The organism is Wolbachia endosymbiont of Drosophila incompta, from assembly GCF_001758565.1.
Lineage (GTDB): Bacteria > Pseudomonadota > Alphaproteobacteria > Rickettsiales > Anaplasmataceae > Wolbachia > Wolbachia pipientis.
This window is the reverse complement of the sequence record NZ_CP011148.1, coordinates 1,134,922-1,153,865: the sequence shown is the minus strand read 5'-3', so window position 1 is coordinate 1,153,865 and position 18,944 is coordinate 1,134,922. Positions and strand designations below refer to the sequence as shown.

Below are 18,944 nucleotides of genomic sequence, written 5' to 3'. Positions count from 1 at the left end.
TCTTTTGGGGAGACTATGGTTATGAGACCAAATCGCTGGTTTCAAGGTCATGAGTCTCTACCAGACTAAGATAAATTGAAGCATTTTTGTGGAAATAAAGCGAAATATGGAAGACAAAAGATAAATGCATTCTGAAAGGCTACACAGCATGTTCGTCCCGCTAATTAATAATATCTTTATTATTGTATGAGATAGGTAATTTAGCATTTATGAATTTGTAATGTGTTGCATATAGCTCAAAGAAATAAGGTTTACTGGTTACACGCTGCAGCCAATGCCACAACACTAGGACCTATGTTTATCTGCATGTTAATTTGCGTTGTGATTTTATGGAGGTCTTCTGTTACCTATGCTAGTGAAAATTTGGAGATACAGAAGGCCTTTGATAGTGTTGTCAAGCATATAAAAGCTGATAAAAAATATAAAGATCTTGATGTTATTGAGAGAAAAAGTGATAAATTTAACATCAAAATTGCGCAGAATTCTGGCAAGAGTTTTGACATATACTCTACTTTAAAAAAAGCAAAAGATTCCTTTGAATCAGGAGATAATGAAACAGCTATTTCTCTCCTTAATCAGATCATTGCAAAGTTTCCTTATCATAAAAATGCTTTAATTGGATTGGGAAATATTTATTACGCTAATAAAGAATACAAAAAAGCTGTAGAGATTTACACAAGACTGTTAAAAGAACACCCTAGTAACCCTTACATATTAAAAAATTTTCTGACGATAATCTCACAATATAATCCTGATCTGGCGTTGAGTGAAATGTTAAAATTGTATGATATACATAAAAATTATGCTCCTTTATTAGCAAATTTAGGTATGATCTATATGAAAAAGGAGGATTATGTAAAAGGTAAAGAGTATATGATAACTGCTATTTCCCTCGATGAAAACAATATTTTTTATACTTATAATTTAGCTGTTATTCTAGATAAACTTTCAGATTTTCAAAATGCTACAATATTCTACTTAAAATTGTTGAACATAGCTACAACTTCGAAAGATGTGAGTGAAAAAATACCTTTATACAAAGTGACAGCAAGACTAAAATTTATAAAACTTCACAGCACGCACTCAAAGATTTCATAAAAGCTTATAGCTCACCTAAATCTAATTTATCGTATCTGTTCAAGGGAGTGGCTAATGTGCAAATATTGAAGCAAAGTGTGTGAAACACAGATGTACGAACATTTGTTTGCAAAGGTAATTTACACAACAAATGCATAACTGTACGAACATTGTGATTTTGGCCCATCAGGAGGGTGTCATCCCAGTGCTTGACACTGGGATGCTGGCATTTTATTAAGTTGGCGAGCATAAAAATAGCTGTTTTATGTAAAAATACAACGTTTTAATGATTATGAAAAAGCTGGATTCCAGTGTCAAGCACTGGAATGACACCATTCTTTTTTCTGGATCCCAGTGTCGGCTACTTGGATGACACCATTTATTGTAAGGACTTACCTCACATTTACTCTATGATTATCTTTTTAGATCACCTTGTCTACCTATTTTGCCACTCTGCTGAACGGATACAATTTATTGCTATTTTTGTTTACAATAATAATATTGAGCTATAGAATTAGATCTAAAGGGGCAATTAGCTCAGCTGGTAGAGCATCTCGTTTACACCGAGGAGGTCGGCAGTTCAAGTCTGTCATTGCCCATTTGCTTAACTGAATGTTAGTATTATTAATTACTTCAATTAAAGTATAGAAAATGCAGGATAATATAGTACCAATCTCAATAGTAAAAGAGCTGGAAGATTCTTATCTTTCCTACGCAATGAGCGTTATCATAAGCCGGGCTATACCTGACGTGCGGGATGGATTTAAACCTGTTCACAGGCGCATATTATATGCAATGTCAAGAGCTGGATTCGATGCCGGTAAGCCATATAAAAAGGCAGCTCGTATAGTTGGGGATGTAATGGGGAAATATCACCCACATGGTGATGCAGCTATTTACGATTCCTTGGTTAGAATGGCCCAAGATTTCTCTCTTCTTTTACCACTTGTTGATGGGCAAGGTAACTTTGGTTCGATAGATGGAGATCCACCAGCTTCAATGCGATACACAGAAGCAAGACTTCAAAAAGTGTCGCACTTTTTACTGAATGATATTGATGAAGATACAGTTAATTTTAGGCCAAACTACGATGGAAATGAAACAGAACCAGTTGTGCTGCCTGCAGAGTTTCCGAATCTATTGGTAAACGGTGCAAGTGGTGTTGCAGTTGGTATGGCAACCAATATTCCTTCTCATAATCTTGGAGAAATAATAGATGCTTGTATATTATATGTAAATAATCCTGAAGTTACTTTGGATGAGTTACTTGAAGTGATGCCAGGGCCGGATTTTCCAACTGGGGGAACAATTCTTGGAAGGTCTGGAATAAGATCAGCATTTGCAACTGGTCGTGGATCAATTGTTGTGCAAGGCAAGACTCATATAGAAGATCTGCCACAAGATAGGCAAGCAATAGTGATTGATGAAATACCTTACCAGGTAAATAAAGTAAAATTAATTGAGAAGATAGGTGAGCTTGTAAAAGAAAAAAGAATTGATGGTATAACAGAAATTAGGGATGAGTCCGATAAGTCTGGTATTAGAGTAGTAATTGACCTCAAAAGAAATGCTGAAGCAAGTTTTATACTTAATCAAATATTGGGGCTAACTCCACTAAGAAGTAGTTTTAGTGTTAACACTTTAGTGCTCAATAACAACAGGCCTGCTTTGATGTCATTGAAAGAAATCATAACTGCTTTTGTTGATTTTAGAAAAGAAGTATTAATCAGGAGAACAGAATTTCGTCTAAGAAAAACGAGGGAAAAAGCTCATATATATATAGGGCTCTACATTGCGGTCCTCAGCATAGATGAAGTGATAAAAATCATCCGCGGTGCAAAAGATCCTGCGGAAGCAAGTAGAGAACTTTTAAATAAAGAATGGAAAACTTCGAATGAAATCAATACTATTATCGAGTTGATTTCAGATAGCGCAAGCTTTTTGAAAGATGGAGTGTATAGATTAACTGAACTACAAATTAAAGCTATCCTTGATATGAAACTGCAGCGTTTAACAGGCCTTGAAAAAGACAAATTAGAAGCTGAGCTAAGTTCAATGATCAACCTGATAAAAGAATATATCGCTTTTCTTGGCTCAGGAGAGAAGTTGATGAAAGAAATAAAAAACAATCTACAAGAAATAAAGAACAGATTTGCTGTGCCGCGAAAAACTTCAATAGAAGAGTCAGACGCGGACATTGAAGCTGAAGATCTAATTCCACAAGAGGATATGGTGATAACCGTAACTATGAATGGTTATATCAAGCGTGTAAAACTTTCTCACTACAGAACTCAGCGTCGTGGTGGAAAAGGAAAGCTAGGACAGGGATTAAAAGAAGAGGATGTAATCACAGAATTATTTGTTGGAAATACCCATACTAGCTTTTTATTCTTTTCTAACATTGGTCGAGTTTATAGATTAAAAGTTTATAAGTTACCTCTTGCAGAGCCAACCGCACGTGGAAGAGCACTTGTTAACATATTTCCGCTTAGCGATGGTGAAACTATAACTAATATCATGCCATTGCCAAGTGAAAATGACGAAAATCAAAACATAGTTTTTGCTACTGCCTATGGAAACATAAGGCGTAACTCCTTAGCGGACTTTCACTATATTCCAAGCAATGGAAAAATAGCAATAAAGCTCGATGAAGGAGACAAATTAGTATCGGTTAAGGTATGTAATGAAATTGACCATGTTTTACTTTCAACAACGCTTGGAAAAAGTATCAGATTTGTTGTAAGTGATGTGCGTCAATTTAAGAGTCGCAATTCAGATGGCGTAAGAGGTATCAAACTTGTAAAGAATGACAGCGTGATATCCATGACCATATTAAATGGGATAGGTGTAGCAACAGAAACAAAAGAACTTTACTTAAAAGTTCCACTTGCAAAAAGACTGGGGACTGCAATTAATAACTCCATTGATTCTAAATTGGAAAAGACTTTGAATGATTTAGGAATAGATAACGAATTATTCTTAAAACTTGCAGTGAATGAGGAGTTTATATTAACTATTACTGAAAATGGCTTTGGTAAAAGAACTTCTGCGTATGAGTATAGAGTAACTAACAGGGGTGGTGTTGGTATCACCAATATTCTTACTACTAGCAGAAACGGTAATGTTGTTGCTAGTTTTCCAGTTGAGCAGGGTGATAATATAATGCTTATTACAGATAAAGGAAAGTTAATTCGCATTTCGGTCAATGAGATTAGAATTGCAGGACGCAGCACTCAAGGAGTCACTCTGTTTAAAACAGAAAGTAGAGAAAAAGTGGTGTCAGTAGCGAAAATTGAAGATCCTGATTCCACTGAAGATAGTATTTTTGAAGTTGAAAACTCTATCGCTTCTTAACCGTAGTATAGGTTAAACAAAAAGCGCAAGTTTTTGTTGATTAATACGCAGTATTTAAATTAAAATATATACTTATGGCTAAGTAAAGATCAATGGACAAAAAATTAACTAAAAATAAAAAACCACTGGCAGACAAAGAGGATAAAAAAACACCTCCTGTTAAAGATCTTACTAAAAATAAGAGTAGGAGAGATTTTATAACATTAACTACATGCGCTATGGCAGGTATAGGAGCTGCAAGCGGACTTTGGCCACTGGTTAAATCTATGAATCCTTCTGCTGAAGTTCTAGCAACTTCCACAGTGGAGGTGAATTTGTCTGGAATTCAGGAAGGACACGGAGTAAAAGTAAAGTGGCAAGGTAAACCAGTATTCATTCGTAGACGCACAAAGCAAGAAATTGAGGCTGCAAGAGCTGTGAATGTGAAGAGCTTGAGGGATCCTCAATTAGATGAGCAGAGAGTATACGAAGGAAAAGACGAATGGTTAATTATGCTTGGAATATGTACACATCTTGGGTGTGTACCGGTTGACCACGCTACAAGAGATGGTAATGGTTGGTTCTGTCCTTGCCACGGTTCATATTATGATACATCAGGTCGAGTAATTGGGGGTCCTGCACCGAAAAATATGGCTGTACCTGATTATTTTTTTCCCAGTGAGAATGTTGTGGTAATTGGCAAGAAGGCTTAACGAATATAAATAAACTCGTTAAAAAAAACTCACAGGATCAACATCTATTATCACTGCAATACTCGAATTCAAGTTACAATTTTTAATCCAATATTTCAGCTTTTTTTGTATGGATAGACTATGCTTATTGTGTATTTTTAATAATACCCTATACCGATACTTATTATTTAAAAAATTTATCGCTGCTGGTGATGGGCCAAGAATTTCAAATTCCTTTTTGTCTACACCTACATTTTTTTCCTGGATACAAATAGTTGAGCTACTTGAATGACAGAGAAGAGATTTTACTATTTCATTCGCTGCTTTTTGTGTTGCAATCTGATTCTTACCACAGATTATAAGCGCTATTAATCTGCTAAATGGTGGCATTTTGGCTTCGCGTCTTGACTTAAGTTCGATTTCATAAAATGAGTCTCTTTTTTGATGCAGCAATGCTTTTATTATTGAACTTTCAGGATTATTGGTTTGCACTATTACCATTCCTTTTTCATTAAACCTTCCTGATCTGCCTGCAACTTGGTGCAATAATTGATACGTCTTTTCCGCTGCTCTCAAATCAGAATTTTCGAGACTCAAATCTGCATTCATTACTCCAACCAAAGTTAATTTGGGAAAATTGTGCCCTTTAGCAATTATTTGTGTGCCGATTATAATGTTCACCTCTTCTTTCAATATCAAGTCAATTACGTTACTAACCGACTTCTGATCGCTGCTTATCATCGCAGTTTTTGCGTTTGGTATTAATTTCACCATTTCTTCAAGCAACCTTTCAATTCCTATGCCGTAGAGGGACAATGGCTGTTCACTTTGGCAATTAGAGCATTTCTCTGGAAGTTTTAATTGATAAGAGCAATGATGGCACAAAAGAGCATTTTTTTTCTTGTGATATGTAAGCCAAACAGCACAATTTAAGCAGGAAATTTTATATCCACACTTTTTACAAATTGCCAGTTGTGCATACCCTCTGCGGTTTAGAAAAAGCATAACCTGCTGTTTTTTCTCTATGGTTTGTTTGATGCTTTCAAAAAGCTCAGAGGAGATCCATTGCTTGTTGTTCCTCATATCTACTACTTTAATGAGTGGCAATTCTGCACCACCAAATCGTTTAGTTAGCTTTACATGATTGTAATTCCCGTTTTTAACATGATGAATCGTTTCAAGCAGTGGAGTAGCTGATGATAAAATAATCGGAATATTTTCAAATTTGGCTAAGATTATCGCCATATCTCGAGCATTATATATAATTCCCTGTTCTTGTTTAAAAGATGAGTCGTGCTCTTCATCAACGATAATCAATTTTAGGTTTTTATAAGGCAAAAAAAGTGCTGATCGTGCACCAATAATTATCTGCGCATTTCCACTTGCTATATTGAGCCAATTATTCCGGCGAGTTTTTGGAGTGAGTCCTGAGTGCCATTCAACTAAGTTTTTTGATATCTGACCGCGAACACGATTTACCAATTGTGAAGTTAAAACAATTTCAGGTAGGAGGATTAAAATTTGTGTATTACCTTCTCCTGATGTCATTTCAACATATTCTGGTGTCATACTAGTACGTGGCAAAGACGGTATGCTAAATGTTACAGTGGGTTTTGCCTTGAGTATAAAGGTGTCATTCCAGCGCTTGACACTGGAATCCAGGAATTTTGATTGTAAATTAGGTATTGGTTTTAAGTTAAAATAAACATTTGTAATGAGGTTATATGAAAAACTGGATCCCAGTGTCAGGCTACTCGGATAACACCCTCTTGGTAGACCTAAATCACAATGTTCGTACAGTTGTGTCTCTGGGCACTGGGATGGTAAAGTCTGAGCAGCATTTGGAACGGCAGTGTAATTCTTAATCAATTGTGCAATCACAGAGAGATAAACTTCCGTTTTTCCAGATCCTGTCTCACCATCAAGCAAAGTCACTGAATACTCATTCAAACTGCTGATTATTTTATCACTAGCTACCTGCTGTTCAGGGCTTAATTGGCAACTTATTTCACTTATTTCCTGCTTCTGCTTAGCACAAACCAATTTATCTATGTGATTTACTTTTAACACTCCTCCCATTATCACTTTGGCAAGCATACCAACAGGTATTAAGTTATACTGCGCAACCCACTCTGCAAATGCGATCAATTTTGGTCTAATATTTGGTAAATCAATTTTTTGCTCAATAAATTTTAATTCTCGGTTACTTTTATCACTGTATTTCCAAACTATTCCGATTAAGCGTTTTTTGCCAAATGGCACCACTACGTAATCTCCAAGTAAAATCTCAGTATTTTCCTCAATTGCATATGAAAATAACTGATCAATTGGAAGTGGTAGTAATACGTCAACTGTTTTTGCCATAGTGATTGAGTTTAACATTGTTTTAAAGAGCTTGTAACTTTATTAAGCTTGGCAATATAGATGAATCGGTACAGAGAAAATCTTAACGTTTAACACATTTTTCATAGTACAGACCGTATGATTGATAAATAAAATGATTTATAGAATTTGTGGAGGCTACCAATGGTCAACGACAAGATTACTTTGAACTTTGAAATAGAAAAAGGCGAACCTATAGATCGATACTACTTTTCTGCACATATAAAGCTTACAGATGAAAGCAAAAATCTTTTGCGCGAGAAGCTTGGCAGTACAATTCAATTCGATAATCTAGATGATCACTTCAATCTTAACCATGAGAATTTTTATATCTACTACAACAAATATAGTGAGCACAATGGTAGAAGTGAGCTACACGTTAGGGATGATAACGGTAAATATTTAACCTCCAATCTTCCACTTAATTACTATGGATTCTCAATGGAACTATCACCTGACGGAGCGTCAATTGCAGATTATGGTTTTTATCCTCTGTATGCAATCTATAACCCAAATCACTATGATAAAGCAAAGGAAAAAGTATTTGATGATCACGGTGAATTGTCACCAATTGCATCAAATGTGTTAGATAATTTTTTAAGCAACACAAATAGCTTAACCACACAAGATATATTACAAAATGTATTCTCACAACTGCAGAAGAAAGCTGATGAAGAAGCAGAAAGATTGGCAAGAGAGAGAGAAGCAGAAAGACAAAGGGAGGAAGAGTTAAATGAAAAGAACGAGGAGTTAAAAGAACTTGTAGAAAAGGATGAGATTAAAATATTCAAAGTGGTAAAAGGTAATGATTTAGGTAATGGGCATTCAGCAGTAGTTTTACAACTTGATGGGGAAGAAGGTGACAAGATACCTCTCGACTCTAGTAAATACTACATAGCAGAGTATAGACACCACCCAGAATGGGAAGGCGATGAATATTTAAATTTTGTTAGCCCTGATAGTGATATGCTGGTTAATTATGAAAACTTATTTTTTGTGCTCAATCAAAGCTCCTACTCAGACTTTGAAAGTGGGTTTTATTCAGAAAACAGAACCGATCCCCATAATTATGCTAAATATTCAAAGGAACCATATTTGAGTGGTGACCAGCTATCTGAAAAATTATCTAATGAATTGGAGGAAGATAGCAATCAGATAGGTACTGAATTTACAATTGATGATGAGCAAGTAGACGAAGAAGTTGTGGTAGAGAGTGAAGCCAAGTCTGGGGAGAAAGGAACGGTTGGTGAGGATAACGCAAAAAATACTATACAGGAAGAAGAATCTAACTATATAGATCAAATGCAAGCGGATGATAGCAGCAGTTATAAACCAGCTTTGCAAAGCAATCGTGATGATTATGCTGATACGAAAAAAGCTCTGCAGGAAAAATTGCATGGAGATGAAATACACAAGCAAAGTAATGAGAAAGCTCAAAAAGATATAGAAGTAAAAAAAGTAACTGTGGAAACTGACAGTAGCAGTAATAAGACTGAAAAACAAACAAAACCAACAGAAGATGAACAAGAAACTGTTATGGCAAGTGTGATAGAAAATATGGATAAAAATTCTGATATTGAAGCAGAAACTTCTAACAGTGTTGCAAATTCACAACATCCCTTAAAAATAAAGACAGGAAGTCCTCTTGAAGTGGGAAAGTATAAGGTGGAGCTGCAAGTGACATATGATGATGTAAAGAATTTTTATGATACCGTACGTGGTAAATATCATGCTGGCGATGGATATAACTACGAACAAGTAATGGTTTTATATAATGAAATTGTTAGGCCCGCTCACAATCATCATTACGAGCTGTTTACTCTTGATGAAGCACATGTTGCTAATGATCACCTGTTTATCAAGGGTCAGGATTTTGGAACTCTAAATGATTTTAATGAGATGTTCTATAAAAGTGATGAGTTAATGTGATGTAAAAAGCAAGATTCAATCTGGTGAACGAGAGTTAACTGACAGAGGAGATTGACACGTATGCCTTTATCTTTAAGATTGTTTATCAAGTATAGACATCAGCTCGCCCCATTCTCTTTTACCAATATTACTTTCTTCTCTAGTAACGTTTTCCCCTTTAATTAATTTGCGAATTATTTCTAGACCAGTTCTTGAAATACAGGCTGATTCTAGGCAATATTCAACAAAGGCATTGTAGGCCAGTGGAACCCATTTTTTTATTATATCCAGCATAACTTCTGCATAAACTCTGATTTCATATTGGGCATGCTTATCAGCTCTAAGCTTCAAAAAATGAAGGAGATTATGCAGATCTATTTTCCAATAAAATTGCGTGTAGTAATTAAGCATTAGGTTAGTTCTGGCAATTTCTCTTGCAAGCCCCTGCTCAATAAATTTTTCATAATGAGAATATACTAAATTAGAGTCATTTATTAGAGAATCTATTATTTCCTTTGAGGTATCTGGATCAAAAGCTTCCCCGCTACCTTGTTTATTATTGTCAGATTGTTTTGCAACTTGTTCTGGTTTAGGTGTATAAAATTCATTATCAAGTATTGAATACCTTGCTGAATATTCATTCACATTTGCAGTTCTATGCCTTATCCATTGCCTTGCAACAAAAATTGGAAGTTTCACGTGAAACTTAATTTCACACATTTCAAATGGAGTTGTATGATGATGTCTCATTAAATACTTTATAAGTGCTTCATCCTGACTTATCTGTTTTGTTCCCTTGCCATAAGAAACACGAGCAGCTTGAACTATAGCGCTATCAGAGCCCATATAATCCACTACTCGAATAAATCCATGGTCTAATACCTTATGTTCTTCATATAAGATTGCATCTATTTCTTTTACTATAGTTCGTTTGGTTGCTTCATTCATAAAATATCCTCAAGACGAAATGGAGATATCAGCTCCACATGAATTGAGTTTTTCATGCATTGCTTCATATCCTCTCCATAAATGATGTGAATTGTTTATTATACTTTCTCCACCGGCTACCAAAGAAGCAAGCACCAAAGCTGCTGTTGATCTTAAGTCAGTAGCATATAGATTAGCTCCAGATAAGCTTTTTATTCCACTTATAGTAGCTTTGCTTTTCTCGATGCTGATATTAGCACCTAACTTTCTCAATTCATCTGCATGTGTAAATCTGTTTTCAAAAATGTTCTCTTCAATTACTGATATCCCATCAGCGATGCACATTGCAGACATCAGTTGTGGTTGCATATCACTGGGAAAATTGGGATATGGATCTGTCGCAACGTTAGCAGACTTAATAGAGCCATTTTTTCTGGAAATAACAATGCCTCCATCATACAGTTCAACCATAGCTCCTATAGTCTCCAACTCATTTGTAATACACCTTATATCAGATAGATTTATTCCTTCCAACTCCAACTTACCACCGGTTATTATAGCAGCTAGTGCATAGGTGCCTGCTTCTATGCGATCTGGTATTATTTTATGAACACATCCATTTAGTGCTTCAACTCCTGTTATTATGACCTTTGTATTATCAATTTCAATATCAGCACCCATTTTCTTCAGAAAATCTATTAAATCAAGAACTTCCGGCTCAGTTGCAGCATTGTTTATTGTTGTCACTCCTTCTGCAAATGTTGCTGCCATTATTACATTTTCTGTTGCGCCAACACTTATTTTCTCAAATGTGATTTCTTTTCCTTGTAGCTTTCCTTTCACTGTTGCAATTATATTATAGCCGTCAATTTCAATTTTAGCTCCCATTTCTTCTAATGCTTTAATATGCATATCAACGGGACGCTTTCCAATGTTGCATCCACCAGGAAATGCTGTTCTCGCTTTGCCAAATCTGCTAAGCATTGGACCCAATATTAGAAAAGAAGTTCTTAGCTTACTTGCGGTTTTATATGGCATCACGTGATTGTTGATATTGCTGCAGTCAATTTTCAAAGTATGGTTCGCTTTATAATTTTTATTGTGCATAAAGTTCACTTCTGCTCCAAGACTTTCAAGCAACTTAGACATTAGATGCACATCAATTAAATCAGGTACATTATGCAAAATTACCGGGGAGCTACTTAATAGACTTGCTGCCATTATTGGTAAAACAGCATTTTTTGAGCCATTAATCTTGATTTTTCCGACCAAAGGTTTGTAGTTATTTCTTATTAATATCTTGTGCATTTAATTAGATATAAAGTATAATTCATTAGTTTATTGAAGTCTTACTAAGTATAATAGATTGACCGTAAAAGGCAAAATTTGCTTTTTCTTCCTCATCATCCCAGTGTCATGCTACCTGCATGACACCTGATGCGAATTGCCCCCGAAATTTTATACTATGAATTACTCAAATGACGCTCTCGAGCTTTATCAAACCAAATAACACCAATTGCAACAATGAAATAACCAGCTGCACATAATGTAAGGCGAATTACTGCATCGAAAGTTGACAGAGGAGGAGACGGCATTAGAATGCTCAAAACACTATACACAAGATTATTTGTTGCATGAGCAATAGTTACTGGCCAAATCGAGTTGTCTTTTTCAAACAACCAGGTAAACATTATAGACATTGCACAAATATAAAGGGTATAAGCACAAATAGTCGGGAATGTAAAGCCATCCTTCCACAAAGCTGAGCCAGCAACCACATAAGTTGGTATGTGCCATACTGACCAAATAATACCGACAATAATTGCTCTGATATAAAAATTTGATATTTTGCTTTTAAGATTTTTCAAAAGATAGCCACGCCAACCGATCTCTTCACCAAGAGACATAATGATCCACATCACAAAGGTTGATAATAAAACAAATAACATCACTAATGGACTCAAAACTGCACTCAAATCCTTTACACGGTCTAACGTAAAAGACTCTCGGAAAAATGAAAAACCGCAATAAATTGACAAAAGACCATTGGAAATTAGCATACTTACCAGAATAAGTATAAACCCTAATAGACAGTTTTTTGGCGAACTAAGTTTAAAAAGATCCCTTACCTTCTGTTTATTATAAATGGTTAGCAAAATTGCAACTGAAGCCGGAACAAATGTTGTTAATAATGTTATGTCTTTGAAAGGTAAGCACCAAGCTATAATGCACGTCAAAAAATATGTAATTACAACAAATAATGTACAATTAATAGTGGTTAAATTCATGCATACGCCCATCAATTCCTTTTCTGCATTATTGATCTTTATTCATAAATTGTCAATAAAATACTTCTTCAGGGATGAATAGAATATTTTTTCTTTTTGAATTGCTATTGATAGTTTAATTTTTATATGTATTCCCTTTCACAACCGTTTGTCATCCCAGTGTCACGTGCTGGGATGACAGTAGGAGAGCTGCTTGCATGACAAGAGGAGGGTACTGGAATGACAAGAGGAAGACACTGGGGTGACATCAACTAAACTTGTCCAAATATGAGCGATGCATTAGTGCCACCAAAACCAAACGAATTAGAAAGTGCATATTGAATTTTATGCTCCTGAGCTTTAAACGGTACAAAATTTAAATCACATCCTTCTGAAGGCTTGTGTAAATTTAAGGTTGGCGGAATAATTCCATTATTTAACGCAAGAATACTGAATATTGCTTCAACGCTCCCTGCAGCACCAAGTAAATGTCCTATAGAAGATTTAGTTGAAGAAACAGGTATTTTATAAACGTAGTCACCGAATAACTGTTTCATTGCTATTACTTCAATTTTATCTCCAAGTGGCGTTGAAGTTCCATGTGCATTGATATACCCTACTTGATTGGGATTAATTTGTGCGCTCTTTAAAGCAAGCTGCATTGCCTTAAATGCGCCTCTTCCTTCTGGATGTGGTGCTGTAATGTGGTGCGCATCTCCTGTGAGTCCGTACCCAACCAGTTCAGCATGTATTTTTGCCCCCCTTTTTTTCGCATGTTCGTATTCCTCCAGCACCAATATACCTGCTCCTTCACCCATAACAAAACCATCGCGTTCTTCATCCCATGGCCTTGAAGCTTCTTCCGGTTTATCGTTAAATTTAGTTGATAACGCCTTCATAGATGCAAAACCTGCAATTCCAACTCTACACAGTGCACTTTCTGCTCCACCTGCAATCATAACATCCGCTTCACCAAGTTTTATAGTTCTTGCTGAGTTTATGATTGCATGCGCACCTGTTGCACATGCGGTTACTGCTGAATCGTTTGGACCTGTAAATTCGTATTTAATAGAAATATGGCCAGATATCAAATTTATTAGACTTGCAGGGACAAAAAATGGACTGACACGTCTGGGCCCTTTTTCCTGCATGGTAATAACATTTTCCTGAATTGACGGAAGACCACCTATACCAGAGCCAATAGTCACACCAACACGTTCCCGATTGATATTTTGGCTTTCCAAAATTAATGAATCATCTACTGCCTGAATAGCTGCTGCAATACCGTAATGGATAAAACGATCTGTCCTTTTTGAGTCTTTCTCAGAAATATAATCTAGTGAATTGAAATGGTGCTCAATGTTGTCTGATTGCAACGGCACCTGCCCTGCAATTTTGCAAGCAAGATCAGAAGAGTCAAATCTATCCGTATTGATTGCTTTTATGCCAGACTCACTTTTTATTAGCCTTGACCAAGTGTTGTCAACATCTGCCGCTAGTGGAGTGATTAAACCAACACCAGTGACTACTACTCTTCTGCTCATTTAACACTAACTATTAGCCTTTTTTATTATTAATGTACTCAACTATTTGCTCCATAGTTTCCATTTTTTGTGCGTCTTCATCTGGAATTTCTATTCCAAACTCTTCTTCTGCTGCCATGATGATTTCAACTGCATCTAAGCTGTCTGTACCATGCTCCGAAAGCTTTGAAGAGCTGTTGAATTTCTCTACATCCTTACTAATATGCTCTAGTATAATCTTTTTCACTTTTTCTTCTATGTCTTCTCTAGTGCTCTTTGCTAGTTCGCTATTCACATTTCTTACCAAAAAAATAACCTATTCTTTGATGTTATAAAAAATTTTTATGTTTGCAATATCTTTTATAACTGGTAAACTACAGTAAAGTTTTCTACTGCCCTAGCTGGCTAGCGTTACGTGCTAAACAATTAACAATTCAAAAATGCTAGACGAAACAACAAAAAATTTGCTTATTGTAGAAGTAAATAAACTCTTACCCGAAAATAGCGAGAATAAGCTTATATCAGCTATGCGTTATATACTCCTTGCTCCTGCAAAACATATACGCTCCTTTTTAGTCGTAGCTTCATCGCGAGTGTTTAACGCGGAAGCTAAAAAAGTAATATCAGTTGCTGCAGCAATTGAATTTGTTCATGCTTACTCTCTAATTCACGATGATTTACCGTGCATGGACAACAGTGATACTCGCAGAAGCCAGCTAAGCTGCCATAAAAAATTTGATGAAGCAACAGCAGTGCTTGCCGGAGATGCACTACTTACTCTGGCTTTTGAGGTATTATCTTCGTTAAATGAGAAACGCTGTGAGATCATAAAAGTTCTTTCTCAGGCAATAGGAATTAGGGGAATGGTGGGAGGACAGGCTTTAGATATTAACAGTGAGCATATAGATTTTAGCCCCCAACCCTCTGTCATTCAAGTAGCGGACACTGGGATCCAGAAGGCTTTGCCTATAAGCATTTCGTGCAAAAAGCCATGCGATAGTGGAGCTGAACATGAAATGGATTCCAGTGTCAGCTACTTGCATGACACCCTTTCTACCTTAAAACTACAACATTCGTACGGCTGTATGTATGACGCTGGAATGACGTCGGGCCAAGCTGATAAAATAAAAGAAATTCATTTGATGAAAACCGCAAAACTATTTGCAGCTTCATGTGAAATAGGTGCTATAATAGGGGGTGCTACAGACAAGCAACGTAAAGCGTTATATAACTATGGAATAAATCTAGGGCTTATCTTTCAAGCTAAGGATGATATTGAAGACTACGAACAAGATAAAACAAATAATCTTATGTCTGTGCTTGGTAAAAGTGAAGTAGAGGACTATATAGACGGCCTCTTTAAACAAGGCTTGGATAATTTGAGTGCGCTTTCAGGGGATACTAATTATTTATATGATTTATTGAATCAAGTAAAGAAAGATGGTTAGAAAAATTATATTACAAATGCTTATTTCCGTAGTAATGATTCTCACTTTAACTTCTGCTTTTGTGTTTACTATTGTCTATATAAACAAAGGTAAACCGGAAAAAAAGGACAAGCTTTATGAGATAAATGCCACGCATGGTGGTTTGATACAGACGATAGCACATTACCTAGTGAAGCCAATACTTGAATCAGCACTTGACCGCTATATTGAAAAGCATGGGCTGACAGAATATTTAGAAGAAATAACGCAGCAAAAGGAAGAAGATTCAATAAATTTTTATGAAATTACTGAAGGCAGTGGCAGCAAGGCTTTTTGTGGCCTGGAAGTCCTATTGCAAATATATAAAATTTCTAATAATAACTCAGCAACACTCCCTAGCAAAGTTTCTGATGTTACTTTGAAAATAGGTCAAGATGACCTAAAAGAAGTGAGTTTAGGAGTAATAGGTATGAAAGAAGGCGGAGAGCGTGTAGTTACTATTGCCAATGAGAACAAAATGAATTTTAATTCTTATTACGTCAAACTGATCGAAGTAAAGGATAAATATCCCGACTCAGTAAATAATCTGATGGTTTTTAATGACTTAATTAACAAGACTGGAAAACAAGTAAGGTGCGGTGATGAGATATCGGTTAAATATAGCGTAAAGGAGCATAATGGGGAATATATAGTCAAAGATCAAACAGTGCAATTTAGGGTTGGCGATAAAAAAATACCACTTGCTATAGAGCTTGGAGTTGTGGGAATGAGAGCTGGTAATAAAAGAACTATTCTTTCTCCGCCTGACCTTTTGACTATTACTGACGATATGTTAATAAAAGACATAGATTATGATGAAGAAAATATCTCAATAATTGACTTAAGCTTAGATGTTAAGCAAGAGGTCGCAGCACACCATTCTACTGTTGAAAAACAGCCTAAAGAATATAGCTGAAATTTTAGGTCTACTGGCTAATCTTCTGAACACTCTCTATACTACTTAAAGTAGGCTTTTCGTTTTTCCTAAAGTATAAACTTAGATAAATCAAGCTGCTTCGAAATTGACTCAAGTTTATCTTTTACATACTTGCTGTCTATAATGAATTTTTCGCTATTTTTCTCAGAAGCAATGAAACTTATTTCATCTAAAAGCTTCTCCATGACAGTGTGAAGCCTTCTTGCGCCTATATTTTCCACTTGCCTATTAACTGTAAACGCTATTTCAGCTATGGTTTTTATACCATCATCAGTGAACTCAAGTGTCACATTTTCTGTTTTCATTAAAGCTATGTACTGCTTTAACAAACTAGATTCTGGTTCCTTTAATATTCTTATTAAATCCTCTTGAGTAAGTGCCTTAAGTTCTACCCTGATCGGTAATCTGCCCTGCAATTCCGGTAAGAGGTCAGATGGTTTAGACTGATGAAAAGCACCAGATGCAATAAATAATATATAGTCTGTTTTTACATGGCCATACTTAGTTGTAACAGTTGTTCCTTCAAGTAATGGTAACAGATCGCGTTGCACTCCTTCTCTGTTTACTTCACCTTTTACTTCTGTACGCGCTGCAATTTTGTCTATTTCATCCAAAAATACTATACCGTCATTACTAACAAGATCAATGGCTTCTTTGATTATCTTATCTTCATCCATTAGCCTTTCACTTTCTTCATTAATTAATATTTCACGCGCTTCTTTTACCTTCACCGTAATAGTTTTTGTTTTTTTGCTCCCGTTAAACATCTTGCCCATTATTTCTGTTACATTCATCACACCAACTTGCCCACCTGGCATGCCTGGTATATCGAAAGTAGGTAACATACTCTTGCTCTCTCTGACGTTAATAGAAACTTCTCCGTCCTCAAACTCTTTATTCCTCAACCTTTCTCTAAAAATTTTTTTACTCTCTTCGGTTGCATTTTCGCCTACCATAGAGTTTACTATTGTTTTCTCAGCTAAAATTAAAGCCTTTTTAGCTAAGGCTTTACGGGCTTTCTCTTTAACTAAAACTATTGCTGCATCAACTAAATCGCGTATTATCGAATCAACGTCACGTCCAACGTACCCTATTTCAGTAAACTTCGTTGCCTCAATTTTTATGAACGGTGCACCGGCAAGTTTTGCTAAGCGACGAGCTATTTCAGTTTTACCAACCCCTGTATGACCGATCATCAATATATTCTTAGGTATGATTTCATCACGCAATGGAAATGGAACCTGATTGCGACGCCAACGATTTCTGAGCGCAATAGCAACAGCACGCTTTGCATCATCCTGTCCGATTATGAATCTGTCCAATTCTTTAACTATCTTCTGTGGTGGCAGGTCATCTAACAAAACTTGAGTGCTGTCATTAACTTGAACATCGCTGTCATTTGAATCAAAACCACTCTTAGTATCTTTATAGAGGTTATCTTTTTCATCGTAGGTGTCACTACTACAAGACCGCCCTTCTGAAAGGGTTATGGGCTGATTGGAAAAATTGGTGCATAAAGTTTTTTGCTTGGAAGACATATCACTCCTCTATCTTTTCAATAACTACATTATGATTTGTATAAACACATATATCGCCAGCTATCTTCATAGCCTTTTTCGCAATTTCCTCTATTGATATTCCTTTAATGTCAATTAAAGCTCTTGCTGCAGATAGAGCAAAATTTCCCCCAGAGCCAATAGCTGCGACTCCATCTTCAGGTTCAAGAACATCACCTGTTCCCGTAATTACTAATGAAATAGATTTATCTGCAACGATCATCATAGCTTCTAATTTCCTCAGATATTTATCCATTCTCCAGTCTTTTGCAAGTTCAACACATGCTCTCATTAATTGCCCTGGGTGCTTGTCAAGTTTAGATTCTAATCTTTCAAAAAGAGTAAATGCGTCGGCTGTTGCCCCGGCAAATCCAGCAATTACGGAATCACCAGAAAGACGCCTAACTTTTTTTGCTCCAGATTTTATAACAGTGTGGCCCAGTGAAACTTGTCCGTCACCTATTACTACTACACTTTTATCTTTTCTAATTGATAATATAGTAGTGCCATACATTTTATTGTTATCGTGTTGAATCATTTTTCTATCACTTTAAATAAGAATCTCATTATACTTTAATCTTTAGTCAAATTTACTAAATATGTTCAACTATAGCTTATAATATAATACCTTCCTTATAACATTTAAAGTGCAGATGCAAAACATAATTCACCCAGATTTGGAAAAAAGTATAAATAATTGGTTCGAAGCAAAATTTAATGGCCTTACATCGCCATTTTATAGCTCTATAGATCTTAGAAACTCTGGCTATAAAATCGTTCCAGTAGACGCTAATTTATTTCCTGCGGGGTTCAATAACTTAAGTGAAGAATCAAGAACGATGGCAGCAAGATTGATAAAAAGCTATTTTAAAAGAC

At 35.8% G+C, this 18,944-nt stretch carries 16 protein-coding genes, 1 tRNA gene and 1 pseudogene (1 of these 18 running past the window's edge); 9 read left to right on the top strand and 9 right to left on the bottom strand.

The window, feature by feature from the left end; all coding sequences use genetic code 11:
* Window positions 1–222: 222 nt before the first annotated feature.
* The 4 genes from WG67_RS05215 to petA all read left to right on the top strand — a co-directional run bounded on the left by WG67_RS05215 (window position 223) and on the right by petA (window position 5,123).
* On the top strand, window positions 223–1,098 hold the full coding sequence (locus tag WG67_RS05215; RefSeq protein WP_070356998.1) for a tetratricopeptide repeat protein: 876 nt from the start codon (window positions 223–225) through the stop codon (window positions 1,096–1,098).
* Between the two features lie 505 nt (window positions 1,099–1,603).
* Window positions 1,604–1,676: transfer RNA gene (locus tag WG67_RS05210), tRNA-Val, on the top strand.
* A 52-nt stretch (window positions 1,677–1,728) separates the two neighbouring features.
* Window positions 1,729–4,431: a DNA topoisomerase (ATP-hydrolyzing) subunit A gene (gyrA, locus tag WG67_RS05205; RefSeq protein ID WP_070356997.1), complete on the top strand. Its 2,703-nt coding sequence runs from the start codon at window positions 1,729–1,731 to the stop codon at window positions 4,429–4,431.
* A 92-nt stretch (window positions 4,432–4,523) separates the two neighbouring features.
* Entirely contained in the window at window positions 4,524–5,123 is a 600-nt protein-coding gene (gene petA / locus WG67_RS05200; protein WP_010963095.1) for a ubiquinol-cytochrome c reductase iron-sulfur subunit, read from the top strand.
* A gap of 18 nt (window positions 5,124–5,141) precedes the next feature.
* Here petA and priA read toward each other — a convergent pair whose 3' ends face one another.
* Window positions 5,142–7,484, bottom strand: a complete 2,343-nt coding sequence (priA, locus tag WG67_RS05195; RefSeq protein WP_010963094.1) for a replication restart helicase PriA — start codon at window positions 7,482–7,484, stop codon at window positions 5,142–5,144.
* Between the two features lie 144 nt (window positions 7,485–7,628).
* On the opposite strand from priA, the gene WG67_RS05190 reads away from it, so the two are divergent.
* A complete protein-coding gene (locus WG67_RS05190; protein WP_010963093.1) occupies window positions 7,629–9,413 on the top strand; it encodes a hypothetical protein in 1,785 nt (594 codons plus the stop codon).
* A 72-nt stretch (window positions 9,414–9,485) separates the two neighbouring features.
* Here WG67_RS05190 and thyX read toward each other — a convergent pair whose 3' ends face one another.
* From thyX to WG67_RS05175, 3 genes are all read right to left on the bottom strand, one after another.
* The gene (gene thyX / locus WG67_RS05185; protein WP_010082033.1) at window positions 9,486–10,340 is read right to left on the bottom strand and encodes an FAD-dependent thymidylate synthase; all 855 of its coding nucleotides are present in this window, start codon (window positions 10,338–10,340) and stop codon (window positions 9,486–9,488) included.
* Window positions 10,341–10,349: 9 nt separating this feature from the next.
* Complete coding sequence (gene murA, locus WG67_RS05180; protein WP_070356996.1) at window positions 10,350–11,627, bottom strand: UDP-N-acetylglucosamine 1-carboxyvinyltransferase; 1,278 nt, start codon at window positions 11,625–11,627, stop codon at window positions 10,350–10,352.
* A 155-nt stretch (window positions 11,628–11,782) separates the two neighbouring features.
* Window positions 11,783–12,556, bottom strand: a complete 774-nt coding sequence (locus WG67_RS05175; protein ID WP_458695019.1) for a lysostaphin resistance A-like protein — start codon at window positions 12,554–12,556, stop codon at window positions 11,783–11,785.
* Here WG67_RS05175 and WG67_RS08815 point away from each other — a divergent pair.
* Window positions 12,465–12,689, top strand: coding sequence for a hypothetical protein (locus tag WG67_RS08815; RefSeq protein ID WP_010082031.1), 225 nt, complete (start codon window positions 12,465–12,467; stop codon window positions 12,687–12,689). The genes WG67_RS05175 and WG67_RS08815 overlap by 92 nt on opposite strands.
* Window positions 12,690–12,729: 40 nt before the next feature.
* Here the strand turns inward: WG67_RS08815 and WG67_RS07550 are convergent, their stop codons facing one another.
* From WG67_RS07550 to acpP, 3 genes are read right to left on the bottom strand one after another with little or no spacing between them, the layout of a single operon-like run.
* Window positions 12,730–12,855: a hypothetical protein gene (locus WG67_RS07550; protein WP_255322260.1), complete on the bottom strand. Its 126-nt coding sequence runs from the start codon at window positions 12,853–12,855 to the stop codon at window positions 12,730–12,732.
* Between the two features lie 3 nt (window positions 12,856–12,858).
* Window positions 12,859–14,130, bottom strand: coding sequence for a beta-ketoacyl-ACP synthase II (gene fabF / locus WG67_RS05170; RefSeq protein WP_070356994.1), 1,272 nt, complete (start codon window positions 14,128–14,130; stop codon window positions 12,859–12,861).
* A 13-nt stretch (window positions 14,131–14,143) separates the two neighbouring features.
* Window positions 14,144–14,404, bottom strand: a complete 261-nt coding sequence (gene acpP, locus WG67_RS05165) for an acyl carrier protein (protein ID WP_006279836.1) — start codon at window positions 14,402–14,404, stop codon at window positions 14,144–14,146.
* Between the two features lie 145 nt (window positions 14,405–14,549).
* Between acpP and WG67_RS07890 the strand changes: the two genes are divergently transcribed.
* Window positions 14,550–15,557, top strand: a complete 1,008-nt coding sequence (locus WG67_RS07890) for a polyprenyl synthetase family protein (protein WP_070356993.1) — start codon at window positions 14,550–14,552, stop codon at window positions 15,555–15,557.
* Window positions 15,550–16,491 carry an FKBP-type peptidyl-prolyl cis-trans isomerase gene (locus WG67_RS05155; protein WP_010963087.1) on the top strand — a complete coding sequence of 314 codons (942 nt, stop codon included), beginning with the start codon at window positions 15,550–15,552 and terminating at the stop codon, window positions 16,489–16,491. Before WG67_RS07890 ends, WG67_RS05155 begins: the two co-directional genes overlap by 8 nt.
* Window positions 16,492–16,559: 68 nt before the next feature.
* Here WG67_RS05155 and hslU read toward each other — a convergent pair whose 3' ends face one another.
* Together hslU and hslV are read right to left on the bottom strand one after the other, a co-directional pair.
* Window positions 16,560–18,050 (bottom strand): ATP-dependent protease ATPase subunit HslU, encoded by a 1,491-nt coding sequence (gene hslU, locus WG67_RS05150; protein ID WP_006280200.1) that lies wholly within the window; start codon window positions 18,048–18,050, stop codon window positions 16,560–16,562.
* A gap of 1 nt (window position 18,051) precedes the next feature.
* Entirely contained in the window at window positions 18,052–18,606 is a 555-nt protein-coding gene (gene hslV, locus WG67_RS05145; RefSeq protein WP_006280198.1) for an ATP-dependent protease subunit HslV, read from the bottom strand.
* A 115-nt stretch (window positions 18,607–18,721) separates the two neighbouring features.
* On the opposite strand from hslV, the pseudogene gshA reads away from it, so the two are divergent.
* Window positions 18,722–18,944, top strand: a pseudogene (gshA, locus tag WG67_RS08810) (glutamate--cysteine ligase); its annotated part runs 494 nt beyond the window's last position; the annotation flags it as partial.